Origin of the sequence: Cupriavidus sp. NPDC089707, from assembly GCF_044748965.1 — a bacterium.
GTDB lineage: Bacteria > Pseudomonadota > Gammaproteobacteria > Burkholderiales > Burkholderiaceae > Cupriavidus.
Genome location: NZ_JBIVHB010000011.1, coordinates 66,725 through 90,614, shown reverse-complemented (window position 1 = coordinate 90,614; position 23,890 = coordinate 66,725). Strand labels below are relative to the sequence as shown.

At 63.5% G+C, this 23,890-nt stretch carries 23 protein-coding genes and 1 pseudogene; 5 read left to right on the top strand and 19 right to left on the bottom strand.

Going from position 1 to position 23,890, the window contains the following annotated elements; all coding sequences use genetic code 11:
- Positions 1-59: 59 nt before the first annotated feature.
- Positions 60-848: an enoyl-CoA hydratase/isomerase family protein gene (locus ACIP1U_RS18920; RefSeq protein WP_400317758.1), complete on the top strand. Its 789-nt coding sequence runs from the start codon at positions 60-62 to the stop codon at positions 846-848.
- A 246-nt stretch (positions 849-1,094) separates the two neighbouring features.
- Positions 1,095-2,453: an MFS transporter gene (locus ACIP1U_RS18915; RefSeq protein WP_400317755.1), complete on the top strand. Its 1,359-nt coding sequence runs from the start codon at positions 1,095-1,097 to the stop codon at positions 2,451-2,453.
- 490 nt (positions 2,454-2,943) lie between these two features.
- Here ACIP1U_RS18915 and ACIP1U_RS18910 read toward each other — a convergent pair whose 3' ends face one another.
- From ACIP1U_RS18910 to ACIP1U_RS18875, 8 genes and pseudogenes are all read right to left on the bottom strand, one after another.
- Positions 2,944-4,083 carry a diguanylate cyclase gene (locus ACIP1U_RS18910; RefSeq protein WP_400317752.1) on the bottom strand — a complete coding sequence of 380 codons (1,140 nt, stop codon included), beginning with the start codon at positions 4,081-4,083 and terminating at the stop codon, positions 2,944-2,946.
- A gap of 512 nt (positions 4,084-4,595) precedes the next feature.
- Positions 4,596-4,883: pseudogene (locus tag ACIP1U_RS18905) on the bottom strand (acetyl-CoA C-acyltransferase); the annotation flags it as partial.
- Positions 4,884-5,004: 121 nt separating this feature from the next.
- Positions 5,005-5,139, bottom strand: a complete 135-nt coding sequence (locus ACIP1U_RS18900; protein ID WP_400317749.1) for a hypothetical protein — start codon at positions 5,137-5,139, stop codon at positions 5,005-5,007.
- Positions 5,140-5,269: 130 nt separating this feature from the next.
- The gene (locus ACIP1U_RS18895) at positions 5,270-6,907 is read right to left on the bottom strand and encodes a 3-(methylthio)propionyl-CoA ligase (protein WP_400317746.1); all 1,638 of its coding nucleotides are present in this window, start codon (positions 6,905-6,907) and stop codon (positions 5,270-5,272) included.
- Positions 6,908-6,981: 74 nt separating this feature from the next.
- On the bottom strand, positions 6,982-7,809 hold the full coding sequence (locus ACIP1U_RS18890; protein ID WP_400317743.1) for an SDR family NAD(P)-dependent oxidoreductase: 828 nt from the start codon (positions 7,807-7,809) through the stop codon (positions 6,982-6,984).
- A gap of 4 nt (positions 7,810-7,813) precedes the next feature.
- Entirely contained in the window at positions 7,814-8,815 is a 1,002-nt protein-coding gene (locus ACIP1U_RS18885) for a Bug family tripartite tricarboxylate transporter substrate binding protein (RefSeq protein ID WP_400317741.1), read from the bottom strand.
- A gap of 77 nt (positions 8,816-8,892) precedes the next feature.
- Positions 8,893-9,948: a 3-keto-5-aminohexanoate cleavage protein gene (locus tag ACIP1U_RS18880; RefSeq protein ID WP_400317738.1), complete on the bottom strand. Its 1,056-nt coding sequence runs from the start codon at positions 9,946-9,948 to the stop codon at positions 8,893-8,895.
- A gap of 40 nt (positions 9,949-9,988) precedes the next feature.
- Positions 9,989-10,408, bottom strand: coding sequence for a carboxymuconolactone decarboxylase family protein (locus ACIP1U_RS18875; RefSeq protein ID WP_400317735.1), 420 nt, complete (start codon positions 10,406-10,408; stop codon positions 9,989-9,991).
- 139 nt (positions 10,409-10,547) lie between these two features.
- On the opposite strand from ACIP1U_RS18875, the gene ACIP1U_RS18870 reads away from it, so the two are divergent.
- The gene (locus tag ACIP1U_RS18870; RefSeq protein ID WP_400317732.1) at positions 10,548-11,582 is read left to right on the top strand and encodes an AraC family transcriptional regulator; all 1,035 of its coding nucleotides are present in this window, start codon (positions 10,548-10,550) and stop codon (positions 11,580-11,582) included.
- Between the two features lie 31 nt (positions 11,583-11,613).
- Here ACIP1U_RS18870 and ACIP1U_RS18865 read toward each other — a convergent pair whose 3' ends face one another.
- The 6 genes from ACIP1U_RS18865 to ACIP1U_RS18840 form a co-directional block, all read right to left on the bottom strand.
- Entirely contained in the window at positions 11,614-12,408 is a 795-nt protein-coding gene (locus ACIP1U_RS18865; protein WP_400317729.1) for an SDR family NAD(P)-dependent oxidoreductase, read from the bottom strand.
- A 67-nt stretch (positions 12,409-12,475) separates the two neighbouring features.
- Positions 12,476-13,498 carry a Bug family tripartite tricarboxylate transporter substrate binding protein gene (locus ACIP1U_RS18860; RefSeq protein WP_400317726.1) on the bottom strand — a complete coding sequence of 341 codons (1,023 nt, stop codon included), beginning with the start codon at positions 13,496-13,498 and terminating at the stop codon, positions 12,476-12,478.
- Positions 13,499-13,658: 160 nt separating this feature from the next.
- A complete protein-coding gene (locus ACIP1U_RS18855) occupies positions 13,659-14,132 on the bottom strand; it encodes a 2,4'-dihydroxyacetophenone dioxygenase family protein (protein WP_400317723.1) in 474 nt (157 codons plus the stop codon).
- 94 nt (positions 14,133-14,226) lie between these two features.
- Entirely contained in the window at positions 14,227-15,213 is a 987-nt protein-coding gene (locus ACIP1U_RS18850) for a Bug family tripartite tricarboxylate transporter substrate binding protein (protein ID WP_400317721.1), read from the bottom strand.
- 188 nt (positions 15,214-15,401) lie between these two features.
- Positions 15,402-16,478, bottom strand: coding sequence for a TauD/TfdA family dioxygenase (locus ACIP1U_RS18845; protein ID WP_400317718.1), 1,077 nt, complete (start codon positions 16,476-16,478; stop codon positions 15,402-15,404).
- Between the two features lie 55 nt (positions 16,479-16,533).
- Positions 16,534-17,589 carry a TauD/TfdA family dioxygenase gene (locus tag ACIP1U_RS18840; RefSeq protein WP_400317716.1) on the bottom strand — a complete coding sequence of 352 codons (1,056 nt, stop codon included), beginning with the start codon at positions 17,587-17,589 and terminating at the stop codon, positions 16,534-16,536.
- A gap of 110 nt (positions 17,590-17,699) precedes the next feature.
- On the opposite strand from ACIP1U_RS18840, the gene ACIP1U_RS18835 reads away from it, so the two are divergent.
- Entirely contained in the window at positions 17,700-18,716 is a 1,017-nt protein-coding gene (locus ACIP1U_RS18835) for an AraC family transcriptional regulator ligand-binding domain-containing protein (RefSeq protein ID WP_400317714.1), read from the top strand.
- A gap of 105 nt (positions 18,717-18,821) precedes the next feature.
- Here the strand turns inward: ACIP1U_RS18835 and ACIP1U_RS18830 are convergent, their stop codons facing one another.
- Genes ACIP1U_RS18830 through ACIP1U_RS18810 form a run of 5 tightly spaced genes read right to left on the bottom strand, consistent with a single transcriptional unit; the run spans position 18,822 to position 22,528 of the window.
- Positions 18,822-19,145, bottom strand: a complete 324-nt coding sequence (locus ACIP1U_RS18830) for a DUF202 domain-containing protein (RefSeq protein WP_400317711.1) — start codon at positions 19,143-19,145, stop codon at positions 18,822-18,824.
- On the bottom strand, positions 19,142-19,501 hold the full coding sequence (locus ACIP1U_RS18825) for a DUF202 domain-containing protein (protein ID WP_400317708.1): 360 nt from the start codon (positions 19,499-19,501) through the stop codon (positions 19,142-19,144). The genes ACIP1U_RS18830 and ACIP1U_RS18825 overlap by 4 nt, the downstream gene beginning before the upstream one ends.
- A 28-nt stretch (positions 19,502-19,529) precedes the next feature.
- Positions 19,530-20,495 carry a tripartite tricarboxylate transporter substrate binding protein gene (locus tag ACIP1U_RS18820; protein ID WP_400317706.1) on the bottom strand — a complete coding sequence of 322 codons (966 nt, stop codon included), beginning with the start codon at positions 20,493-20,495 and terminating at the stop codon, positions 19,530-19,532.
- A gap of 50 nt (positions 20,496-20,545) precedes the next feature.
- Complete coding sequence (locus tag ACIP1U_RS18815; protein ID WP_400317703.1) at positions 20,546-21,697, bottom strand: acyl-CoA dehydrogenase family protein; 1,152 nt, start codon at positions 21,695-21,697, stop codon at positions 20,546-20,548.
- A 21-nt stretch (positions 21,698-21,718) separates the two neighbouring features.
- Positions 21,719-22,528, bottom strand: coding sequence for an IclR family transcriptional regulator (locus tag ACIP1U_RS18810; protein ID WP_400318029.1), 810 nt, complete (start codon positions 22,526-22,528; stop codon positions 21,719-21,721).
- Positions 22,529-22,675: 147 nt separating this feature from the next.
- On the opposite strand from ACIP1U_RS18810, the gene ACIP1U_RS18805 reads away from it, so the two are divergent.
- Complete coding sequence (locus tag ACIP1U_RS18805) at positions 22,676-23,887, top strand: CaiB/BaiF CoA transferase family protein (protein ID WP_400317700.1); 1,212 nt, start codon at positions 22,676-22,678, stop codon at positions 23,885-23,887.
- Positions 23,888-23,890 lie beyond the last annotated feature (3 nt).

Sequence of the window (23,890 nt, the reverse complement as noted above, 5' to 3'; positions counted from 1 at the left end):
CCTCGCAGCGCGGCGCCGCTTTCCCTTACCCAACGCAACTCCTGAATATGGAGGGTCAGATGCAGCAAACCGACGGTATCGCCTGGGGCGTGGCCGACCAGATCGGTCGCATTGTGCTGAGACGGCAGGCGCGCGCAAACTCCATCTCGCGTGCCGCCAGCCGGGCGCTGGTGCGCGCCATCGACGAGGTGCTGGGCCAACGTCCGCGTGTCGTCTTGCTGGCTGCGGAAGGGCGCATCTTCTGCGCAGGTGGCGATATCGATGAGTTCGCAGCCGCCGGCGCAGCGCTCGATGCCCTCGTCGACGACATTCTCGAGCCCTTGCACCCGGCGCTGTACCGCCTGGCGACAGCGCCGATGCCGGTTGTTACGGCTGTGAACGGGCCCATGGGCGGTGCCGGCATCGGACTCGCACTCTGTGCGGATTTCGTGCTGGCAGCGGAATCCACCAAGCTGCGGACTGGCTATGCCGCCATCGGCCTGTCGCCTGACCTCGGCGCCTCTTACTTCCTTGCGCGCCGCGTCGGGGCGTTACGAGCGCAGCAGTGGCTGATGCTCAGCGAGACGATCGATGCGCAACGTTGCCTGGCGCACGGGGTGGTCGATGCGCTGTATCCCGATTCGGAACTGCCGCATGCAGCGGAGGCGTTGGTCGCGCGCCTCGCGCAGGCCGCGCCGGCGTCACTAGCGAGTATCAAGTCACTGTGCGAGGGACTGCCGCAGCGCGGCTTACAGGCACATCTCGACCTGGAGCACCAGTTGCTCAGGGAGCGTGCGCGCAGCGTCGATGCAAGGGAAGGCGTGCAGGCGTTCGTCGCACGACGGATGCCACGGTTCACAGGGAACTGACACATCGCCACACGGTGAGCGCATCCCGCACCGGACGGCGAGCAATTCAGTATTCCGGAACGGGATCACAAGAGGCCGCGCCTGGTCGGGACCCAGGTCGCTGCCTTGCAGTTCCACCGGCAGGAAGCACGTGTTGCGCCAGACGGCGCAGACGGACGACAAGCCGATCAATCGGCGCGGACAGCGGGACACACCGCTGCCGCGCCATCCGGCGCCCAATGGCGGCGCCCATTCAACGGAGGAGACATGCGTAGCAACGACATCCACAAGCTTGCAGACGAAGCGAGATTCAATGGCTTCCATGCACGCGTTCTGGCCTGGTGTTTCATCATCCTTATCGTGGACGGCTACGACCTGGCGATCGCCGGGGTGGCGCTGCCATCGATCATGAAGACGATGGGGGTGAACGCGACCACCGCCGGCTTCATGGCCAGTTCCGCGCTGTTCGGCATGATGGTGGGAGCCATTGGCCTTGGCATGCTTGCCGACCGGTTCGGCAGGCGCCCGGCCCTTGCGATCTCCATTCTGCTGTTCAGCGTGTTCACCGCGGCAACGGGTTTCACGTCGGACCCCGTCAGCTTCAGCGCGATGCGCTTTCTGGCCGGCATCGGTATCGGTGGGGCGATCCCGAGCCTGGCTGCGCAGATGTCGGAGTATGCGCCGGGTAAGGTGCGCAGTGTCATGGTGACGCTGATGGGCTGCGGCTACGCGGTCGGTAGCATCGTGGCTACGCTGCTCGGCAAGCAGTTCCTGGAGGTCTACGGCTGGCAGTCCGTGTTCATTGCCGCGGGCATGCCGGTGGTGCTGGTGCCGCTAGTCCTGAAGTTCATGCCAGAGTCGCTGTCCTATCTTGCCAGGCAGGGCAACATTGCCGAGCTGGGCCAGATCGCCTCCCGGATCGAGCCTGGCGTGCACTTCGAGCCACGGCAGCACAGCGAAGCCGAAGCCACCACGACGGCTGCGGATGCCTCCGTGGGGCGGCTCTTCCGCGACGGCCGCGGGTTCAGTACCCTGATGCTGTGGGTTGCCTGCTTCATGGGGCTGTTCATGACGTATGCGCTGAGCACATGGCTGGTTAAGCTGATGGCGCTCGCCGGCTATAGCCTGGGCTCGGCACTCAACTTCCTGCTGGCTTTCAATGCCGGCGCAATCGCTGGCGCGCTCGGCGGCGGCTGGCTTGGCGATCGCTTCCACATCAAGTGGGTGCTGTTCATCTTCTATGCCATGTCGGCGGTGTCGCTGACGCTGCTGGGCTACGGCGTGACGCCGATGTCCCTGGTGGTGGCGCTGGTCGGGGCATCGACACTGGGCACGCAGATTCTCTGCTATGCCTACGCTGGCCAGTTCTACCCCGCGGCGATCCGCACGACGGGCATCGGCTTTGCATCCGGCATCGGCCGCACTGGCGCCATTTTGGCTCCCGTGGTGATTGGCGTGCTCGTTACCATCAAGCTCCCGCTGGAGCTGAACTTCGTGGCCATCGCGGCGGCCGGCGCGGTGGGCGCGATGGCCGTGGCCTGCGTCAACCACCGTGTGTCCGCATCGGCACCCCGAACCGCGCAAACATTCGCGGCGCGTGTCAGCACGGAAGGCGCCGAATCCTGATACACCGGGTCCGCAATGGCACTGTCAACCTGTCGCGAGTGGGTGCGGTTTGGGCCTGAACAGACACCGCTCAGAAGGCGGTAGACGGATTTTGGGTGACGTGGGTAAATTCGCGCCATGCAGCGAACCGAGCCGCTGCGAAGCATGGCCGCCCAAACCGACCCAGAAGTTAGCGACATCTCGCCTCGCCTGCGCCGCAAGCAGCACGAACGGCGCGAAGAAGCGGAACGCCGTATCCTCGACAGCGCTATGGAGCTGGTCAGCAAAAAGGGCGTGGCTGGTATGACCCTCCGTGAGGCCGGCGAGCGCGCCGGCTATAGCCGCGGCCTGCCAGCGCACCATATAAGCTTCATTCCCGCCTGTCTCCTCCCTTTATCCTTTAGTGAGCGCTCATTACGCCGCAGCGAACAACGCATTGCGCGAATACTGGGATGGGCCTCCCAAGAGGGGTTGGTGACAATGAGGTGGAACGTCCAATATAGGTGGACGTCTAGATTATCTCGGCGACGTGAAACCGAGATTTTCCGCTTGCCTTCGCAACATACAGGGCGCGGTCTGCGATATTTAGGGCGGCGTCTGCGCTCTGTACAGTCGAGGGAACTTGCGCGATGCCGATGCTTACTCCGATGACTACCTCCTCGCCGTTGGCCAGCAGGTATGGTGCAGCTATTTCTATTAGAAGCCGCCGTGCCAGTGCTTGTGCCCCGTCCTTGTCGTGGTCGTTCATCAGAATGACGAATTCATCGCCGCCAATCCGCGATATGCGGCATTCCTTGGGCACTGCCTCGCGCATACGAGCCGCAACCTGTTCCAGCAACTCATCACCGCATCCGTGACCATAGACATCATTGATACGCTTGAATCCGTCCAAGTCAAGGTAAAGGAGACTGGGACGTGCTGTGCCAGAACGCGCGCGCGAAATTGCCATTTCGATTTCCGCCAAGAGCGTAGCTCGATTGAGCAGTCCGGTCAGTGAATCGTGACGGGCCCGGTGAGCGTTGTCACGCTCCGACTGCATGGTTGCCACCACCATTGCGTTCATTCGGAAGGAGGCACTCGTCATGCTTACCACATAGACGGGCAACTGAATGAGCGTCAATAGGAACAAAGGTTCTTGCGCAACCATGGCCCCCAGGCAACATGGTCCCAATGCCAGAAGAATCATCACCCCCGTCATCCTGGGAGCGCCGAAGTTACGAAAGCAGATTCCTCCGACCATTGCTGCAGACGAAAGGCACGCAAGCGCTGCAGCGAGCCAATCGCCGCTCGTGATGCTCAAATAAGTCCCCAGCCCCACGCTGAACGCCCATACCAAACTAAGGATGACGTGCAGGTCGGTATGCGTCGAGCGCGCCATCCTCGCTCTTCGCCTGGCGGAAATCAGTATGCCGATACGAGCGGCGCACACCAGAACTTCCAGGGCCAACCAGACGAAGAACTCTTGGCGTTGAACATGCCAAGTAATCAGCAACGCAACGAGCAGCGTGTTGGTTACGCCCCCGATGAAGATGGACAGTGTCCCGAAGAGGCTTGCCACCAAATCCCGCTCGATATCCGGTGAAATCGGACGACCGCTATCCAATAGCCATTTCGTCAGCTGCCACTGCGGCAGACTGAAATTCTTCGACATTTTTTTCATCCGGCCTCATGTTCTGGTTATTTTTTGCCGACATTGTGCCAGATACCCCCGCGGGTATGCTTCGATAGGCGCTGTGTGGCGACCGCTAAAGGCTTGCTCCAACGCGCGTGCTTATGAGCGGACCGCGGCGTTGGTTAAGCTCGGGGCAGAGAACTTGCCTACCCCTAGCACGCTCTCGTTTGGCAGGATTATCTGCTTACCAGGCGTTCATGCATCCAACCGTTGTTTGTGGCTACCAGAATCCCCTTGTCCCCGCTCTTGCGCGGCGTACCGTTGAGTTCGCCTCTTCCACCTGTCCCAGAGATGTCAGCGGTTAGCTACAGAACCAAAAACAGAGGATGTCGAATCCTGAAGGTCATTGCAGCCTCTATCACGTGCAACAGCACTCCATGGTGACCGCTTGGATGCCATGCCCTGCGGTGCGCTGAACGAGAGATGAAGATCCCACCAAAACCATTGGGCATCAAAGGACTTGGGGGGACTGGGCGTGGGTGGGGCGGGGGCGCCTGCAAGCCTGAACCGCACAGGCGGTTGACGTTGAAGGCCGGCGTGCCCTGGTCGCAGCCTCCGTTCAGCGCCGCCACGCGCGAGAGGTACATGTCGCGTGGCTCGGTATTAACGACATGGCCGAACACCACATGGCCGACCTCCTGGCCGGCGACGCCGGCGCGCGCCAGTGATTCCTTGACGACCAGCGCGCCGAGCTGGGTGGGGGGCTGGTCCTTGAGGCTGCCGCCAAAGGTGCCGATCGCGGTGCGCACAGCGCTGACAACGACGACTTCTCGGTTCATTGGATACTCCATATTTTGGTAAGACCTGGTTGGCCAGATTGTCGGCCGTGCAAGATTCGATTTCCGGCGAACGTCCCTGGCATACAGATGGGCGAGGGCAGCGGCTGGAATTGACCGAGCGCTACCTGTCCAGTTGCTCGGTCAGAACATCTCCAAGGCGCGGCAACCGCTTGGCCGTGAAGTCGATGCCGGGTGCGCAGCGCGCCTCCTGCGACATGAAGTTCACCGCCATGCCCAGCAGCAGGGCGGACAGCATTACCGGCGCGCCATGGTGGTCGGCCAGTGACACCGCCGATGCCGCTGACAGTCACGACCGAGGACCAGTGGGTGGCCTCGGCTTGGAGCGCGGTCATCCGCAGCATCACCCTCTGCCGCGTAGCCCTGGCTCAGGCTCGTTCGAGCAGGTGGTCCTGGAAGCGTTCGCGCAACTGGTTCTTGAGCATCTTGCCGGTGGCGCCCAATGGAATCGCGTCGACGAAGACGACGTCGTCCGGCGTCCACCATTTGGCGATCTTGCCCTCGTAGAAGGCCAGCAGCTCGTCACGCGCGAGCTCGGCGCCGGGCTTCCTGACCACGATGAGCAGCGGCCGCTCGTCCCATTTCGGGTGGCGCGCCGCGACGCAGGCGGCCATGGCTACGCCCGGATGCGCCATCGCAATGTTCTCGAGGTCGATCGAGCCTATCCACTCGCCGCCCGACTTGATCACGTCCTTGCTGCGGTCGGTGATGTTCATGAAGCCCTGCGCATCGATCGTGGCCACATCGCCGGTCGGGAACCAGCCCTGGTCGTCCTTGATGACCAGCTGGCTCTTGTCGCCCTTAAAGTACTGGTCCATCACCCAGTGGCCGCGCACCAGCAGTTCGCCAGCGCTCTGGCCGTCCCACGGCACTTCCTCGCCCTGGTCGTCGACGATCTTCATGTCGACGCCGAACAAGGCACGGCCCTGCTTGGCCTGCACGGTGCGGCGCTGGGTCTCGGGCCAGGCCAGCTGCTCGCCCTTGAGGACGCACACCGTGCCCAAGGGACTGAGTTCGGTCATGCCCCAGGCATGGATCACCTGGACGTCGTAACGGTCCTCGAATTTCTCCATCATGGCCGGGGGGCAGGCCGAGCCGCCGATGATGGTGCGCCTCATCGTGGAGAAGCGCAGGTTCTGGCTCTGCACATGGGCCAGCAGCCCCTGCCAGACCGTGGGCACGCCCGCCGACAGCGTCACGCCCTCGGCTTCGAACAGTTCATAGAGCGACCTGCCGTCGAGGCTCGGACCGGGGAAGACCAGCTTGGCGCCGACCATGCAGGCCGAGTAGGGCAAGCCCCAGGCATTGACGTGGAACATCGGCACCACCGGCAGGATGGTGTCGCGCGCCGAGAGGTTCAGCGCGTCCGGCAGCGCCGAGGCATAGCTGTGCAGCACTGTCGAGCGGTGGCTGTAGAGCACGCCTTTGGGGTTGCCGGTGGTGCCGCTCGTGTAGCAGAGCGAGGAGGCAGTGTTTTCGTCGAACTCGGGCCAGTCGAAGTCATCGTCCTGGCTGGCAATGAGGTCCTCATAGCACAGCAGGCCCGGGATCCGGGTGTCGGCAGGCATCTGGTCACGGTCGGCCATCAGCACGAAATGCCTGACGGTCGCCAGGCGCGGGGCCACGACCTCGACCAGCGGCAGGAAGGTCTTGTCGAAGCACAGCACCTGGTCTTCGGCGTGGTCGGCGATCCAGGCCAACTGGTCGGCATGAAGACGGGGATTGAGCGTGTGCAGCACGGCGCCCGAGCCCGAGACCGCGTAGTACAGCTCCAGGTGGCGGTAGCCGTTCCAGGCGATCGTGCCGACGCGCGCGCCTTGCCTCACGCCCAGCGTCGCCAGCGCCTTGGCGAGGCAGCGCGAGCGCGCGGCCAGTTCCTTGTAGCTGTAGCGATGGATGTCGCCCTCAACGCGGCGCGACACCACCTCCTGCTCACCGTGGTGACGTTCGGCGTGGCGCAGCAGCGACGAAATCAGCAGCGGCTGGTGCATCATTTGACCCAGCATGGGACTCTCCTCAAAAACGGGGGAAACATTCAAGTAGTGACCGGCAGCGGTATAGCGGGCGGTGTGGTGACGGATCAGATCACGTAGCCGCCGTTGGGGCTGATGACCTGCCCTACGAGGTAGTGCTCGTCGGACGCGAGATAGACCGCCAGCGAGGCATACTCGGAAGGCTGGCCCAGGCGTCCCAGCGGAACCATCTGGAACAGGTTCCTTTTTTCCGCCTCGCTGGCATTGGCGAGATAGGCCTCGAACGGCGGTGTCATGACGCCGCCGCAGGCAATGGCGTTGACGAAGATGTTGGCGCCCGCGGCATCGAAGGCGGTGGTCTGCGTGAGGCTGATGACCCCGGCCTTGGCAGCCGCATAACCGGGGCTGTGCACACTCGCCGCTCCCAGCCCGGCGACGGAGGCGATGTTGATGATCTTGCCGCTGCGGCGCGGTTCCATCAGGCGCAGGGCAGCGCGGGTGCAGTAGAACACGCCATGCATGTTCACACCCCACCACTTGAGCCAGTCCTGGTCCGTCAGGGACGAGACAATGCCCAGGGACTGCCGCGGCATCGGGGTGGTGACGTAGGCGTAGTGCCGGTTGCGGCGCTCGGTCTCCTGCGCGGACGATGGCACGATCGCGGCGTTGTTGACCAGGATGTCGACAGTACCGAAGCACTCGGCCGCCTGTTCAAACATGGCATCGACGGCCGCGCTGTCCGAGACATCGCAGCGCACGGCCAGGCACTGTGCGCCTTCGGCTTCCAGCGTGCTGCGAGTGTGTTCCAGCGCCTGCGCGTCGATGTCGCACAGGACCAGATGCGCGCCCTCGCGAGCCATGGCCTGCGCGATGACGCCGCCCAGCCCCCGGCCGGCGCCCGTGATGAGGGCGACTTTGTCTTTCAGTTTCAACATGCGCTCAGTCCGGCTTGTAGTTCACCGCGCGCAGCAGCGCGCCAACCGAGTCGAAGTCTTCCGCCAGGCGCTTGGACAGCTGCTCAGGGGTGCGCGGGTTCCTGATGTCCACATTCAATCCCAGGGAAGACAGCCGGGTGCGAACCACCGGATCCGCCAGCGCCTTCAGCGCCTCGTCGCGGATGCGCGCCTGGATCGCCGCCGGGGCACCGGGGACGGTCCAGAGCCCCATCCAGGCGGTACGCGTCAGATCCTTGAAGCCCAGTTCCGCGAACGTCGGAACGTCCGGAAGCGCGTCGGAGCGCTGCGGCGAGGTGATGGCAAAGGGCCTGAGCTTGCCGGCCTTGATCAACGGAATGGATGTGGCCTGCCCGTCGAACATGAACTGGACCGATCCGCCCATGATGTCCTGGAGCGCCGGCGTAGAGCCCTTGTAGCCGATGTGATTCATGTCCAGGCCGGCCAGCTTGTTCAGCTGAAGCCCGAACACATGGGAAAGCGTGCCCGGCGAATACGATGCGAAGTTGGTCTTTCCTGGATTCGCCTTCACATAGGCGATCATTTCCTCGAGCGTCCGGGGCGGCAGCCGGGCATCGCCGACGAGGACCAGGCCACCACCGCCCAATTCCGCCAGCGGCTTGATCGCTTTGAAGAGGTCGTACTTCGGCTTGATGCTGTGCGGAATCTCGGTTACCAGGCTGTTGACGGCCACCAGGTAGGTGTGGCCGTCGTTCGGCGCCGTCAGCAGGCTGTCGAGTGCAAAGGCGCCGCCACCGCCCGGCTTGTTTTCAACGATGACGGGCTGGCGCAGGCTCTTAGCCATGGCATCGCCGACGAGGCGGGCGACCAGGTCCGCCGTCGCGCCAGGCGTTCCGAGGGCGATGATGCGGATGGGCCGATCCGAGAGCGGCTGCGCTCGACCCGGTGCGGCAGTCATCGCCAGGCCGGTGGCCAGTATCGCCGCGAGCACCCGCCGGCGGGTGGGGGAGTGAAGGAAGGAAGCCATGCTTGTCTCGCTATGTAGTTATCCGGGTAGCTCGACCCTGTCGCAGGCTGCCGGGATCGGCAGGCCTGCGTCAGAAATCAGGCCGCCATCCGGGAAGGCACGCCGCGCTGCGCCGGCTTGCGGTTGGGCACCATGCCCAGCTGCTGCAGCGTCTCGTCGACGTTGCCCCACCGGGTGCCGATCTGGTAGATGCGTCGGGCATCGTCTCCGCTGGCCACTTCGCGGTTGAGTTCACGGGCAATGCGGACCATCTTCTCGATCTGCTGCACCGAGGTGGCGCGCTGGCCGTCGGGGCCGAACAGGGTGTCCTCGATGCCGACGCGCACGTGCAGACCCAGGGCAATCGCCATGGTGGTCATGGGCACCACGTTGCGGTTGAGCGTCTCGATGGTCAGGACCGCACCGTCGGGCGTGCGGCGCACGAATTCGAGCATGTCGGCCGGATGCAGTCCCGACGCGCCGCCACCGATCGCGACATAGTTGAGGATCAGCGGCCCGCAGTAGTAGCTGCGCCGGATCAGGCGCTCGACGCTCTCGAGACCGGTAAGGCCCGTCAGCATGAAGTGCGGCTGGATACCGGCAGCGACCAGGCGCCGGATGTGTTCCGTGTGCCAGGAGGGATTCGAGGGGATCACCATGTCCCGATAGGCCGCCTGAACAGCCGGGTTGGCCAGGGACGTTCCCTCGATGTCGGCAGGCGTCATCAACTCCATCACGTTCATTTGGCCGGTGTTGATGGCTACCGTGACCTGGTCCGGACGCGGATCGAGTTCGGCCAGCATGTGGCGCGTGTCGTCGCTCAGCCACTTCGCGGCCTGCCCCTCGTTCTCCGGCGCGAAGGAGATGGAGCCGCCGACCTGCAGGATCATCTTGGGCACCGCATCGCGCAAGCGCGCCAGCAACTCATTGAACATGGACAGCCGCTTGCTACCCTTGCCATCCGCCTCGCGCACGTGCACGTGCAGCACCGTGGCACCGGCGTTGTAGCAATCGACAGCCTTCTGGACCTGTTCGTCCATGGTGACCGGAATGTCATCGGAATCGCCAGGCATCCATTGCGGCCCGTAAGGGGCAACCTGAATCACCAGCTTTTCCTGGTTCTCGGGCAGGAGGGAATCGTCTAGGAAGTGCATGTCTGTTCGTCCTTTTTCTCAGTAAGTGCGCGAGTGGTGTTCAGGCGGCGGCGCGCTCGCCCTTAGCGTGTTCCCGCTGCAATGCGGCAAGCTCTTCCAGCAAGATTGGTGCGCCAAGGCTGCTCGTGTGGATGCCAAGCACGCTGACGGCCTGCAGCACCGCAGCGATCTCTTCCTTGGTAGCGCCGAGTTCGAGGGCCTTGCGGATGTGGCGGCGCGTGCCCGGCGCGTACATGTGCGTGCACGATGCGTCTACGGCAATGGCGATGAACTCGAGCACCTTCGGTTCGAGTACGCGCGCGAACATCGGATGCATGGCCATCGACATGAATTTCTCGGTCCAGACCGGATCCAGTTCGGCAAAGGCATCCCAGGCGGGATTCCAGTTTCCGGTTGCCTGCAAGTGATCGCAGACGGGGGTGGTGCTGAGCTGGAGCTCGCCGTTCGTTTCGCTGCTCAAGATTGTCTCCTTCAAGTCTGTGCGTTCCCCAAGCACCGCGCGAGGCATACGCGACATGCGCAGTATCGGCGATCGCCCAACATCCATTTGATCGTTTGGGAGTTTTGTTTTACATTTTGGGAATGCTAGGGAAAACGCCATGTCCTATTTCGTACGCAGCGCGAGCCTCAGTAACTACGTCGAAGTTGCGCGCTCGTTAGGCCTGGAGCCTTACGAGCAGTTGAGTGCGGCCGGCATCAGCGCCTACGCTCTGTTGGACCCGGATATCAGGATTCCGCTCGAGGCCGTGGGTCGTTTGCTGGAAACGTCAGCGCAGACCGCTGGCGTCCAGGACTTTGGTTTGCGCATGGCCGAAACGCGCCAGCTCGCGAACTTAGGGGCCTTGGCCTTCGCGATGAGCGAAGAGCCCACCCTGCGTGGAGCGCTCGACTCGATGGCGCGCTATATGCGCTTGCACAACGAAGGGCTGGCCACCCGAATCGAAGAAGCGGAGGGCCTCGTCATAATCCGGGAGGAAATGCTGGGCTTGCGCGTGCCAGGCTCTGCACGGCAATCCGCGGAGTTGGTGGTCGGCGTTCTATATCGCACGTTGCTTCTCTTTCTGGGCACCTCGTGGAGACCGCGCAGCATTTGCTTTACGCACGCGGCGCCCGCCAGCACGGCCACGCATCTGCGTATCTTTGGCATGCCGGTTCTGTTCAACCAGGATTTTGATGGCATCGTCTGCCGCGCTGCCGACCTGCAGGCACCCTTGCCGACCTACGACCCCATCATGGCGCAACAGGTCAGGCAGTACCTCGATGCCATGCTTGCCCAGAGCAACACGAGCATGGTTGACAAGGTCCGGCAACTGATCTTCGCCATGCTGCCCTCGGGCGACTGCTCCGTTGAGCGCATCGCACAACAGCTAGGCGTAGACCGCCGCACCATTCACCAGCATTTGAGCGCCCACGGCGAAAACTATTCGACCGTACTCAATGCGGTGCGGGTCGAACTTGTGACGCGCTATGCGGAGAACCGCGAGCGACCACTCTCGGAAGTCGCGACGCTGCTCGGCTTCTCGTCCTTGAGCGCCTTCTCGCGGTGGTTCAGCAACTATTTCGGCTGCAGCGTCACGAAATGGCGCGCCACCAGGGATGCCGCCCCGCTGCCCGGCATGCAGGCCAAGACCTGATGCCGGGGCGAGATCCTTCTGGCGGCAAGGCTTAGCCGATGACGAAGCGCTGTCCGTCATCGACCACAAGCGTCGAACCGGTCACGAATGCGCCGGCCTGCGACGCGAGCATCAACAGCGCCCCGTCGAGCGCGTCGGGCGTGCCGAGGCGCCGGCGAGGCAGACTGTCCACGATTTTCCTGCCCGCCGGAGTCTGGAACATGGCGCGGTTCATGTCGGTCTCGATGTAGCCAGGATGGATGGCGTTGACGTTGATGCCGTGGGACGCCCATTCCTGCGCCATCGTGCCGGTCAGATGCTCCAGCGCCGCCTTGCTGGCGCCATAAATGCCCAGGTGCGGCGAGTGTGTCCGGGCGGCGAGGGAGCATATGTTGATAATGCGCCCGGGCAGCTGCCTGTCGATGAGCCGCCGCGCGAACGCCGTTGCCATCAGCAGCGCGGCCTTCGTGTTCACGTCGAAAACCCGGTCCACCATCCGCTCATCCACGTCAATCAGCGCCGCGCGCCCGCCAGTGCCCGCATTGTTCACGAGTGCCCATAGCGGTGGCATGCTCTGCTGAATCTCGTCCAGCACAACGCCTACGGCGTCCCGATCGGCAACGTCGACCGGAAAGATGCTCGCGATGCCGCCATCCTGTGCGATCAGCGCTTGCGTTTCCCGCAGCGGTTCCGGACGGCGGCCCAGCAGTGCGACATGCGCGCCGGCGGCGGCGAGCGTCCTTGCCGCCTGCTGGCCCAGTCCCGATCCCGCGCCGGTGACAATCGCCGTCAAGCCGTTCATGCCGAAGCGCTCGGCGAAAAACTCCGTGTTGATGCCGTTGGTCATCCTGATTCCTTGGTTGAAGACGTTTCGTATTGGGGAGCAATGCTGTCCGCCTGCGGTGGGCGCAGGATCAATTCAGCTTGATGCCGAAGCGGTGCACGATTTCTCTGTTCGATTCGAACAGTGCATTCAGTTCGCTCTGCTGCTGAGCCATCGTTCTGTCGGGAGCGGGCTCAAATCCGAGCGAACGCAGCTTCTCGCGAACGGCCGCTGTGTCCCAGACAACCTTGACTTCGTCATGAATCAGCCTGACGGTTGCCTCGGGCGTGCGGCGAGGCAACCATATGCCGATCCAGGCGTGGGAATTCAGCTCGGCATAGCCTCGTTCCGCAAATGTCGGCACGCTGGGCAGCAGCGGCGACCGCTTGTCGCCCACTATCGCGATGGCCTTCAGTTTTCCGGCCCGAATGTGCCCCAGCACATTCGGCGTCACGTCGAATGCCAGCGACACATGTCCTGCCACCAGGTCGACGATCGCTGGGGGCGAGCCCTTGTAGGGCACGTGCACCACATTGGCCCCGGTCTTGCTCGTGAACAGTTCGGCGGCATAGTGCGAGCGGGTGCCCGCGCTGTATGAGGCGACGCTCAGCTTTCCCGGATTCGCCCTGGCATACTGGACGAGCTCTTCCAGTGAGCTGGCGGGCAGCGCGGCATTGGCCAGCAGGACCATGGGCGAGCGCGACAACTCGGCGATCTGCACCATGTCCTTCAGCGGATCGAAGGGTAGCTTCATCACATGTGGCACCTCGGTCGCCAGGCCGCTGGGGCCGACCAGCACGACCGATCCGTCCGCAGCGCTGCCGACCAGCGCGCGGGCTGCGATGGTGCCGCTGGCGCCAGGCATGTTTTCGACGATGAAGGGCCGCTTCAGTCTTGCGCTGAGCTTCTCTGCCAGCAGGCGGGCGATCATGTCGGAGGCGCCTCCCGCGGGCGCCGGCACCAGCATGCGCACGCTGCCCGGCGGCCATGCGGGGCTGGCTGCAACACTGGCGGATACCGGCATGGCCAGCAGGCCCGCCGCGGCCAGGGACTTGCAGCTGTTCATCCATGCGCGAAGGATCGCCCGGAACCGGAGTAAGAAATTTGGCACCATGTTTTCGTCCAGATACAGTTGCCCGTCTAGTGGAGACGGCTGCTTGAATTGCGTCCGGCCGTTCTGCACGCCCCGTGGCGATGGGGCGTGCGGCGGCGGGATCGATGGCCAGGGGCACCATTGCAGAGCCTGGCCGTACTGCAGGGCGGTGTGCCGCGCCTTAATACGAGAAGCTGGAAAGATCTTTCGGCTCGATGCCGGCCTTGCGGCAATGCTCCAGATAGCGGTTCATGGCCGAGCGCCAGTTCTCCGTTGCGACCGTGCTGCCGGCGTCGTCGAGATAGAGCAACTCGCCGGAGACGACGTTGAGCGTGATGACCGTCTCGTCCTTCGATACCGCAATCGGCGTATGGCGCGTGGAAGCGGTCTCGTAGACGACGCTGCCGGTATGCGCGACCCAGTCATGCTCAATGTACTTCCAGCTGCCCTGCACCGTGTAGACGATCACCGTGCCGGTGTGGTGGTGCGTCGCGAGCTTCGTACCCGGTGGCACCTTCAGGAGGCTGATCGTCTCGCCGCGCACTCGGTCGATCTTGAAGTATTTGATCAGCACGTCGTCAGCATACGGGGTATAGGGAATCCAGGGCGTATCCTCAGCGTTGAGGCAGCCCGTATCGATCGTTTCGAACAGCATGTTGCACTATCCTCTTGAAAGGTGGCCGCGCCTGTTTGGGGCGGGCGGGTTACGGTAGGGAAAACGGGTAGGAGATGAGGCGGCGCACGCCTTCCTAGTCGAGCGTGATTCGAGCGGCCTGGGCGATGTCTCGCCAGCTGTCGATGTCCTCGCGGACGGTTTGCGCGAACTCGGCCGGCGTCTTGCGCTGGGGTGCGCTCATGTTCCTGCTCTCGAAAGCCGGCCGCATGTCCGTCGCGGCGAGGATGCGGTTGATTTCGGCATTGAGGCGCTGCACTACCGCCTGCGGCGTCCCGGCTGGGGCGAACAGGCCATACCAGCCGTCCATCGCCAGCCCGTAGCCTTGTTCCTGCATGGTAGGCAGGTCAGGTAAGGCGGGGACGCGGTGCTTGCCGGTGACACCCAGCGGGACCAGCTTGCCGGCCTTGATCAGCGGCAGGGACGAAGCGGCGTCGACAAAGGCCAGCTTCAGTGTGCCCCCCTGCAGGTCGGTCAGGATCTGGCCGCTCGTCTTGTAGGGGGCATGCATGAGCTTGAGGTTCTCACGGGCCCGCAGCGCCTCCATGGACAGATGTCCGGTCGAGCCGATTCCCCAGGTGGCATACACTGCGTTCTCGGGCTGGGCCCTGACGTACTTCACGAAGGCGCCTATGTCCCTGGCCGGTACGTCGGGTGTGACCACCAGCAGCACGCCGCCCGACCCTACTTGCGCGATCGGTGCCAGGTCGTTCAGCACCTGATATGGAAGCTTGCGATGGACGGCGGGGTTTACCGCAATCGCCGATGCATTGCTGAACAGGATGGTGTAGCCATCCGGCGCCGCCTTCGCGGCGATGTCGTTGCCGATGATGCCGTTCGCGCCGGGCTTGTTGTCGAAGACGATAGTCTGCCGCAGCGCCTGCGACAGGCGCGCCCCGATTATCCGCGCGAAGATATCGGTACCGGATCCGGCTCCGCTGGGGATGATCATGCGGATGGGACGCCCGGCAGGCCAGTCTGGCTCAGCAGCGCGGGGCGCGGAGTGGTGCAGCAGGCCGGCCAGCAGCCAGCCCATGCAGCAAAGCATGGAGATCCGTTTCATTTCATTCTTCCATAGGGCGACGCGATTGCCGACAGCGGCGGACGGCGGACCAGGCGCAGGCTGGGGTGGGTACGTGCCGCCGGTGCGGGGTGCTGACGCGCGACCGCGTCGGTACACCGCGTTACGCTGCGAGTACGCTGTGCGGATGCCGTGCGCCAGCTTCGGCGAGCCGGCGCGCAGCCCACAAATCAGTCCGGGTACAGATTGGCCTTGAGTTCGATGCCCGGCAGCCAGACACCGTCCGGACGTCCGCTGGCGGTGCGCCCCTGGAACTCAGTGGTCATGTAGTCAGGTAGCGCCGGGCCGTCGGGGCACGCCAGCCACAGCCGCAGCAAATGTCGCCGCCGCTCCGGCTCGGGCCAGTCTTCGTAGGCCGTGCGCGCGTGGAGCGTCGCGTGGTTTAGCAGGAACTGCATGTCGCCGGGGCGGAATTCCATGTCGAGGCGGATGTCGTCCGACCCCGCGAGTTCATTGACCAGCGAAATGGCTTCCCTCTGCAGGGGCGTCAGCGGGGCTACGCCGGGCAGGGCCTGCGCCTTTTCGATTGCGCCTGCAATGAAAACTGCGATCATCCGGCCATCGTGCTCGCGGAACAGTGGCACTTCGAAGTAAGGCTTCTGCTTCGCCCTGACCTCGCCCCACCTGGTGAAGCAGTAGGTCTTCAGCAGCTCGGCGGCCAGGTCGGGGCGCCGGCGCACGGCCTCGTTCCAGACGGTGGTAGAGCTTGCAATGCGCGACAGGCCTCCGGCGCGTGCGCCTCGGATGCACATCAGTCCGACGATGTCGGCGGCATCGGTGTGAAAGCGCAGTTCGGCAGGCGTCTGGTAGCCGCGCGTGGTTGGGTCGGAGTAGTCCAGGCCAAGGTTGGCGACATGCCCTAGCACGTGGCCCTTGGCGTTCTGGGAAACCGCCTCGCCGAAATGCGCGCCAATGCCGCGAAATGCGCAGGCGCGCTCTTCCAGGCTAAGCCCCATCGTGTTTAGCCCGCGCAGCAGCGCGAAGCCGCGGCCGTGCTTGATTTCTCGTCCGATGCTCTGCAGTCTCTCGCCGAGCGAGCCGAGCGGAAAATCGGCTGCCGTCATGGAGACCAGCGATGTATTGGTTGCGATCGCCGTCGCCACCGCCTGGCGGACTTCGGCTTGCTCCTGCTCTGACAGCTCGTAAATCCAGTCAGTCTGGTCCCGCAGCGCGTTTCCGTACCAGCTCTGCGCATTCCGGTAGATGGGCAGGCCGGCGCCATTGGCTTGAATTGTTGTGTCGTTCATTCTTGTCTCCTCTCGATCGGTCTCGGCGTGGGTTCGGCAGGCCGATGGGCCTGCGTCAGTGCGCCAGCTCGGCATGCACGGCGGAAAGATCGAAGATCGGTGGCTTGGGATGTCGCTGCCACACGCGCATGTCTTCGTACCGGTCCGCGAATGAAGGGGGAAGCTCGGGTATCAGCCCAGTATCCAGCCAGAGGCGCAGCAGATAGCGCTGGCGCAAGGGGTCGGGCCCGTCCTCATAGTCGGTGCGAGAATGCAGCGTCGTGTAGTTCGAAATGAACTGCATGTCGCCGCGTTTCAGCTCCATGGACAAATGCATGGCCGGGTCGTTGCAGAGGGAATCAATCAGGTCCATCAGCGCGATCTGGTCGGCCGTCAGACGCGGCACTTCGGGAAAGCGTTGAGCGGACTCGATGTATCCGCGGTTGTAGCGGCAAAACAGGCGGTCGCCGATACGGCTGAAGAACGGGCCGCGGTAGTAGGGCAACTTGCCGTCGGGCGCCTCGCCGCGCCGGTCGATGCAGAAGTCGGCGTAGGCCACCGGCATCAGGTCCGGTCTCAGGCGCAGCACCTCGTTGTGCACCATCGTCGAACTCAACACGCGCGAGAGCCCGCCGGATTGCGCCGGGTGGACGCACATCAGCCCGACAATATCCATCGCATCGTTGTGGAACGGCAGCGTCAGGCGGGTCTGGTAGCCGCGCGCGCGTGGATCGGTACGGTAGTCGACCCCGAGGTTGGTGACATGGCCGAGCAGATCACCCTGCGCGTTCTGTGCGCAGCCCGTTCCCAGGTGCATGCCTATGCCCCAGTATGCGAGTGCCGCGTCCTGCAACGAATAGCGATCGATGTCGAAGCCCGCGATCAGCGCGAAGCCCCGGCCATTTACCAGTTCGTGCCGCAACTCCTGCAGCCGCGCAGCGAGCGCGCCCAGGTCGAAATCGCCAGCACCCAACTGTGGGATGCCGACACCGTTCCGACGCGCCTGCGCTACGGCATGCTCGATGACATCGTTGGCCTCGGCGTCCAGTGTGACAGTCCATTTGCGCGTCGCCTGCATTGCTTCGCCTGTCCAGGCGCTCGGATGCTGGAAGGGAAGATAGGGTCCGGTCATTTCCGTGCTCATTCCGTGATCTGGTGTGACAGAAGCTTAGAATTCCTTCGAGGATGTCTTTTGACATTTCCGGACATGGCGTTATCATTTCCGGACATCAAGGGTAAACAATGACGCCACTGGTACGCAGCGCCAGCCTCACCAACTATGCGGCACTTGCCAGCGCCGCCGGGCTCGATCCGGTTGCTATGCTGGAGAGCGTGGGATTGGATCCCGCTTGTCTGCACAATCCCGATTTGAAGATTTCAGGCACCGCGACGGGAATGCTTCTCGAAAAGTCGGCGCAGCTGTCGGGATGGCAGGACTTCGGGCTACGGCTGGCAGAGACCCGCCAGTTCCCGGTCCTTGGACCGCTGGCGTTGCTTGTGCGCGAGCAGGCGACCTTGCGGCAAGCCATGGAGGTGCTGATGCGCTATATGCAGCTGCACAATGAGTCTCTGCATCTCTGGCTGCAGGAGGATGGGCTGACGGTTCAGATCCAGCTCGAATATTTGGGGCGCGGCTCGTCCCCGGTGCGGCAGGCGATGGAACTGTCCATGGCCATGCTCTTCCGCCTGCTCAAGCAGGCGCTGCCCGAAAATTGGCGGGCTCGAAGTATCTGCTTCATGCATTGCGCGCCATCCGACACGCGAGCTGCGAGACGCGTGTTCTCGCAGCCAGTCCAGTATGGGGCAGACTTCAATGGCATCGTTTGCATGGCCAGCGACCTGGCGCTGCCGCTGACGACTTACTCGCGGCTGGATAAGTACGTGCAGCAGTACGTGGAGTCGGTTGCCGCCAACGCCGGCCAATCGTCGACGGAGAAGGTGCGTCAACTAGTCCTGACGCTACTGCCCTCGGGGAAATGCACACTTGCCGATATTGCCGGCCATCTCGGTGTGGACGAGCGTACGGTGCGGCGCCATCTGCTGCGAGAGGGCCATTCCTACAACGCATTGCTCAGCGAGGTCCGCCGCGAACTCGTGCAGCGCTACCTTGCCGGGCCGCCGCGCAAACATGCGGAGATAGCGCTACTGCTAGGCTTTAGCGGATCCAGTTCCTTTTCCCGCTGGTTTCGCACGCAGTTTGGTCGGGCGGCTTCGGATTGCGAGGTGGCTGCAGATGAAGAGGGGCATGCCGGGATATAGCCGGAAATGAAGGCAGCGCAGGCCGTTGCACCGCCTCCTGATGCTTAGTCCGACTGGGCCGTAGGGGAAGACCGGCGAGACCGAGGGCAAGTGCCAGGCTGGTACCTACCGCGGTGGGCCAGCGATCAGCAGGCTGGCGCAGACCAGTATGCAAGTAGCCACGGTGATGAGCAGCAGGCCAGCAGGCGGCGCTGATGGCTGCCGCGTTGAATACAGCATTGCGTTGCCGCGTCGAATCATTGCGAATTTCCATAGAAGTCCCGCGTCGATCAACGCCAGGCACGAGACGGCCATATCCCATGTGCTGTCTGCCACCATAGCCGACCGTGCGACCAGCAGCGCGACAACGAACAGCGCCAGCGCCGTCCTTCTCCAGGCAAGAAAGGTACGCTCTGGCTGCAGTCCGGGATCGCGCGCGTGATCCGTCATCCCGCAGCCAAGAGCACCACGGCTCCTACAGCAAGACAGACCACGCCCACTGCGACTGTGGCAACTGAGGCCGCCGCAGCCAGCGGTCTGCCGTTTCGCATGGCGACCTCATGGGACTTCCAGCGCAGGTAGGCGGCTCCCGCCATCAAGCCAGCCAGCAGTGCCAGCAGGATGACGAGCACATGCAGCGTGCCCCCTAACGCCGATTCCGCAGCGAATTGACGTGCAGCGACGGCTGCAGCCAGAACGGCTAGCGCCGTCCGGATCCAGGCGAGGAATGTGCGCTCGTTGGCCAGACTGAACCGGTAATCCGGCTCCCGACCCTCCATCTGCCACCGTGGCCTCCAACTGTTCATGACACCTTGCCTCCGGAACATCTGCGCTTCAGTTCGGCTCAAAGCCGGCTTGCTTGATCACCTTGCCCCAGCGCGCTGCTTCCCTGGCCACAAATGTATCGAACTCCGTACTCGACTGCGGTGCCAATTCCATGCCCAGCGTTGCAAATCTGGCCCTCACATCCGTCATCGCAAGGATCGCGGTAACGTCGGCTGCAACCTTCCTACGTAGGGCGTCGGGCGTCCCAGCAGGAGCGACGAGACCAAACCAGGTGGCGACCTGGTAGTTCGGAAGATTTGCGGCTTCAGCGACAGTCGGCAGTTCAGGGAGTGCGCTAGCCCGCTTGATGGTCGTCACTCCGAGCGCACGCAGTTTGCCAGCCTTCACGTAGGGGATGGCGAGAGCCGCCGTCATGGGCATCATCGCCACGCGTCCGGACAGTAGATCGTTGATCGCGTCGGTCTGACCCTTGTAGGGCACGTGCGTCAGCTTGATGCCGGCCTCCTGCGCGAGCAGTTCGCCGGAAAGATGGTTGGAGGTGCCGACGCCCGCGGACGCATAGGTCATGGGCGGATTGCTCTTCTTCGCAAGCGCGACGAATTCGGCCATCGTCTTTGCGGGGACGGACGGATGTACCACGATCACATTCGGCACGAAGCCAACGCCCACGATGCCTTTGAAGTCGCGAACGGGATCCCAGGATACGTTTTTCTGAAGGATGGGATTGACGGCATGGCTGGGGCTTACCATTAGCAGCGTGTACCCGTCAGCGGGCGCTTTGGCAACATAGTCCGTACCGATGGCCCCGCCGGCGCCCACGCGGTTCTCCACGAGCACGGGTTGACCATACTTCGCAGACAGCTTGTCTCCGATCAGCCGCGCGATGGAATCGACGATGCCGCCCGCGGAAAATGGGACGACGATCTTGACCGGACGGCTGGGAAAGTCGGTCTGTGCAAGGGCAGGCGTGGCGGCGGCGAGGCCGGCCGCGAACAGCAGGGCGGCGAGTTTCATGCGTTGTCTCCGGATACTTTCTTATGGAACAAAAAATGCCAGCCAGTGAGTCATCCGGCGGCAGCCAACATACGCTTGGCGATGTTGGCGATGTGTATTTGAGTCGTGCCTTCATAGATGCGGAACACGCGCACGTCGCGGTAAAAGCGCTCGGCCACGTTGCCGGCCATGTAGCCTTCGCCGCCGAACAGCTGCACCGCCCGGTCAGCCACGCGACCACACATCTCGGACGCGAACATCTTGCACATGGAGGCTTCCATGGTGACATCCTCGCCGGCGTCACGCTTACGTGCCGTCTCCAACAGCAAAGCTCGTGCTGCGTGCACTTCGGCGTTACTTTCGGCAATCATCTGCTGCACGAGCTGGAACTCGCCGATGGCCTGGCCGGATTGGCGGCGCGTGCGTGCGCGATGGACCATCTCGTCGACCAGGCGGATTGCAGGACCGATGCACAGGCCGGCCAGGTTGATGCGCTGTTTGTTCAGCGCACGCATGGCCGTGCGGAAGCCTTGACCTTCCAGGCCGCCAACGATGGCACTCTTGTGCACTCGCACCTGGTCCAGGATTACCTCGCCCACGGGCGAACCGTGTTGCCCCATCTTGCGGTTGGCGTGCGGCGTGCTCAGGCCGGGGGTTCCGCGCTCGATCAGAAAAGCGGTGACGCCTTGGGCGCCACGCGCCTGTGAATCTGTGCGCGCGAACACGGTAAACAGGTCCGCGATGGGTGCATTGGTGATGAAGCACTTCTTTCCCGTAATGACGAAGTGATCGCCATCGCGCACCGCCACCGTCTTTTGCGCGGTCGCGTCGGAGCCTGCCTCGGGTTCCGTCAGCGCAAAGCACCCGGTGATTTTCCCACTCGCCAGGTGCGGGAGAAAGCTGCGCTTCTGTTCGGGCGTGCCGTCCACCACCAGCGACTCGGAGGCGATGCCCGTGTTGCCGCCAAAGCGTGCCCGGAATGTCGTCGCCACCTGCGAGACCTCGATGTTCACCAACGAGAGCTCCTCGCTCGTCAGGCCGGCACCGCCGTATTCTTCGGGGATGCTGTGGCCAAACAGTCCGACTTCCCGCATGCGCTGCACAAGCGCCTCGGGAATTTTGTCTTCGGCGTCGACCTGCTCTTCCAGCGGCAGGCATTCGGTGCGGACGAAGTGGCGCACTTCGGCGAGGAGCGTTGCAAATCTTTCGGGGCTTCGGATCATGGCAATGTCGGTTGGTTGGAGTTAGCGCAGTCCCTGCGCGGATTCGAGCTGGCGTGCTGCGTCTTTCAGCAACGGAACGACTTCGCGCACCAGGCAGTCTTTGTGCACGCGGTAGGCGGCAAGCGTGCAGTTCATGGCAAGCGGTGGTTCGCCATTGGCTTGCTGCAGCGGCACTGCCACGGCATGGATGTCCTTCTGCCAGTCGCCGAGCGAGTGGCAGTAGCCCTGGGTGGTGAAGAGCTTCAGATCCGCCTCCCAAGAGGCGCGAAATCGATCGAAGAGCGCGGGGTCTTGCACCTTCAGATAGTTGAGCAGCGCCGAGCGTTCGTTTTTGGGATGGGCGAGGATAAGAGCCCGACCGATGGCCGCAGGCAGCAGCGGCCGCGAACTGCCAATGTCTGGCAGGTGTTGGTTGCCAACGTCGGCGCGCACGGAGTCGATGTAGACAACGTTGCCGCGATCTCGCACGCCTAGATTGACAGAGCAACCGGTCTGGCGGGCCAGTGCCTCCATGATGGGCTTGGCGAGTTGACGCACGTGCATGCTGGCCAAGAGCGGATGACCGAGCGACAAGACGCCCGGGCCCAGTCGAAACTTCTGCGAGACCGGGTCTCGACTCAGATACCCGAGCAGACCCAGGGTGTAGGTCAGGCGTGAGATCGTGGGCTTGGGCAAGCCCGTGCGATCTGCGATTTCACGGTTGCTCAGCAGCGGCGTGGTGGCCGTGAATGCCCGCAGGACTTCCATGCCGCGCGCCAGGTTCATGGAGAACTGGCGATCTGCTGAAAGGTCGTGCGGATTGACAAGGCCCGGGAGAGGAATGGTGGTCATGACGCGCTGCTTGCGATTGCTGGTGGGCATGATTACTCCTTGGGCGGACGGTGTGAAGTAGGTGTTTTGCTCTGCGAAACACCTACTTCACATGCTGCCACCGCCCTAGCAAGAATGACAGCCTCTACTTCGACATAGAGGCTGCTTATGAAAGCCAACAATCCGCAAGGCGGCGCCCTCCAGGGTGTGCGCATTCTCGATATGGCCACGGTGCTCGCAGGTCCCGCGGGCGCCACGCTATGCGCCGATCACGGCGCCGATGTGGTCAAACTGGAGCTGCCAGACGGCAGCGACGCCCTGCGACACATGCAGCCCGTCAAGGAAGGTGTGCCTCTGTGGTGGAAGGTCGCTAACCGCGGCAAGCGCGGCATCACGCTGGACGTGCGCAAGCCCAAGGGGCGGGAGTTGTTGTTGTCCATGTTGCCGCGCTTCGAAGTGCTGGTAGAAAATTTCCGGACCGGCACCATGGATCGGTGGGGACTGGACATCGAAACGCTGCATCGCGTCAACCCGCGCCTGGTGGTGATTCGGCTGACGGGCTTTGGCCAGTCCGGGCCGTACCGAGGCCGCCCCGGCTTCGCCCGCATCTTCGAGGCAATGAGTGGCTTCACCAGTCTCACGGGTGAGCCGGGCGGCGCGCCGCTGCACAGCAATTTTCCCGTCGGCGATGCCGTAGCGGGCCTGTTTTGTGCCTTTTCCATCGCTGCCGAGATCGCGCGGCTGCGCGCGGACCCGCAAGCCAAGGGCGCGGAAGTGGACCTGTCGGCGACCGAAGCCTTGTTCCGCCTGATGGAGCCATTGCCGGTGGAGCATGAGCAGTTGGGGCAGGTGCGCCAGCGTACCGGCAACCGCACGAGCTATACGGCGCCCTCAAACATGTATTGCAGCGCCGACGGCGTGTGGTTTTCGCTGGTGGCATCGTCACAGGGCACGTACGAGCGCCTGTGTCATGCCGTTGACCGGCCGGAGTGGATCGCCGATCCCCGATTCACGACCAACCCTCTACGCGTGAAGAACATGGACGCACTCGACGGCGAGTTGGCCAACTGGTTCAAGTCGCGCTCGTTCAGCGACGTCTCGCAGCGGCTGGAGCAGCACGAGATCCCGTTTACCAAGGTCTACACCATCGCAGACATCGAGGCCGATCCGCATTTCCTGGCGCGAGAAGCCATCATCCGTTTGCCGGACCCCGACTATGGCAGCGTACCGGCCCCCTGCATCGTGCCCCGCGTGGTGGGCCGTGAGTCGCCCGTACCGCGCAGTGGCCCCTCCGTAGGTGAACACAATGCGCAAATCTACGGCGAGTTCGGCCTGGGGCCGGAGCAGCTCGCGGCACTGCAAGCCGAAGGGGTGATCTGAGGA

Excerpts from the sequence above, each read along its gene's own strand:
- ACIP1U_RS18805 (WP_400317700.1), top strand. The coding sequence starts at position 22,676 with ATGAAAGCCAACAATCCGCAAGGCGGCGCCCTCCAGGGTGTGCGCATT.
- ACIP1U_RS18870 (WP_400317732.1), top strand. The coding sequence starts at position 10,548 with ATGTCCTATTTCGTACGCAGCGCGAGCCTCAGTAACTACGTCGAAGTT.
- ACIP1U_RS18895 (WP_400317746.1), bottom strand. The coding sequence starts at position 6,907 with ATGCTGGGTCAAATGATGCACCAGCCGCTGCTGATTTCGTCGCTGCTG.
- ACIP1U_RS18855 (WP_400317723.1), bottom strand. The coding sequence starts at position 14,132 with ATGCTGTTCGAAACGATCGATACGGGCTGCCTCAACGCTGAGGATACG.
- ACIP1U_RS18920 (WP_400317758.1), top strand. The coding sequence starts at position 60 with ATGCAGCAAACCGACGGTATCGCCTGGGGCGTGGCCGACCAGATCGGT.
- ACIP1U_RS18915 (WP_400317755.1), top strand. The coding sequence starts at position 1,095 with ATGCGTAGCAACGACATCCACAAGCTTGCAGACGAAGCGAGATTCAAT.
- ACIP1U_RS18880 (WP_400317738.1), bottom strand. The coding sequence starts at position 9,948 with ATGCACTTCCTAGACGATTCCCTCCTGCCCGAGAACCAGGAAAAGCTG.
- ACIP1U_RS18810 (WP_400318029.1), bottom strand. The coding sequence starts at position 22,528 with ATGACCACCATTCCTCTCCCGGGCCTTGTCAATCCGCACGACCTTTCA.
- ACIP1U_RS18890 (WP_400317743.1), bottom strand. The coding sequence starts at position 7,809 with ATGTTGAAACTGAAAGACAAAGTCGCCCTCATCACGGGCGCCGGCCGG.
- ACIP1U_RS18820 (WP_400317706.1), bottom strand. The coding sequence starts at position 20,495 with ATGAAACTCGCCGCCCTGCTGTTCGCGGCCGGCCTCGCCGCCGCCACG.
- ACIP1U_RS18845 (WP_400317718.1), bottom strand. The coding sequence starts at position 16,478 with ATGAACGACACAACAATTCAAGCCAATGGCGCCGGCCTGCCCATCTAC.
- ACIP1U_RS18910 (WP_400317752.1), bottom strand. The coding sequence starts at position 4,083 with ATGTCGAAGAATTTCAGTCTGCCGCAGTGGCAGCTGACGAAATGGCTA.
- ACIP1U_RS18860 (WP_400317726.1), bottom strand. The coding sequence starts at position 13,498 with ATGGTGCCAAATTTCTTACTCCGGTTCCGGGCGATCCTTCGCGCATGG.
- ACIP1U_RS18885 (WP_400317741.1), bottom strand. The coding sequence starts at position 8,815 with ATGGCTTCCTTCCTTCACTCCCCCACCCGCCGGCGGGTGCTCGCGGCG.
- ACIP1U_RS18825 (WP_400317708.1), bottom strand. The coding sequence starts at position 19,501 with ATGAACAGTTGGAGGCCACGGTGGCAGATGGAGGGTCGGGAGCCGGAT.
- ACIP1U_RS18835 (WP_400317714.1), top strand. The coding sequence starts at position 17,700 with ATGACGCCACTGGTACGCAGCGCCAGCCTCACCAACTATGCGGCACTT.
- ACIP1U_RS18830 (WP_400317711.1), bottom strand. The coding sequence starts at position 19,145 with ATGACGGATCACGCGCGCGATCCCGGACTGCAGCCAGAGCGTACCTTT.
- ACIP1U_RS18815 (WP_400317703.1), bottom strand. The coding sequence starts at position 21,697 with ATGATCCGAAGCCCCGAAAGATTTGCAACGCTCCTCGCCGAAGTGCGC.
- ACIP1U_RS18900 (WP_400317749.1), bottom strand. The coding sequence starts at position 5,139 with ATGCTGTCCGCCCTGCTGCTGGGCATGGCGGTGAACTTCATGTCGCAG.
- ACIP1U_RS18840 (WP_400317716.1), bottom strand. The coding sequence starts at position 17,589 with ATGACCGGACCCTATCTTCCCTTCCAGCATCCGAGCGCCTGGACAGGC.
- ACIP1U_RS18865 (WP_400317729.1), bottom strand. The coding sequence starts at position 12,408 with ATGACCAACGGCATCAACACGGAGTTTTTCGCCGAGCGCTTCGGCATG.
- ACIP1U_RS18850 (WP_400317721.1), bottom strand. The coding sequence starts at position 15,213 with ATGAAACGGATCTCCATGCTTTGCTGCATGGGCTGGCTGCTGGCCGGC.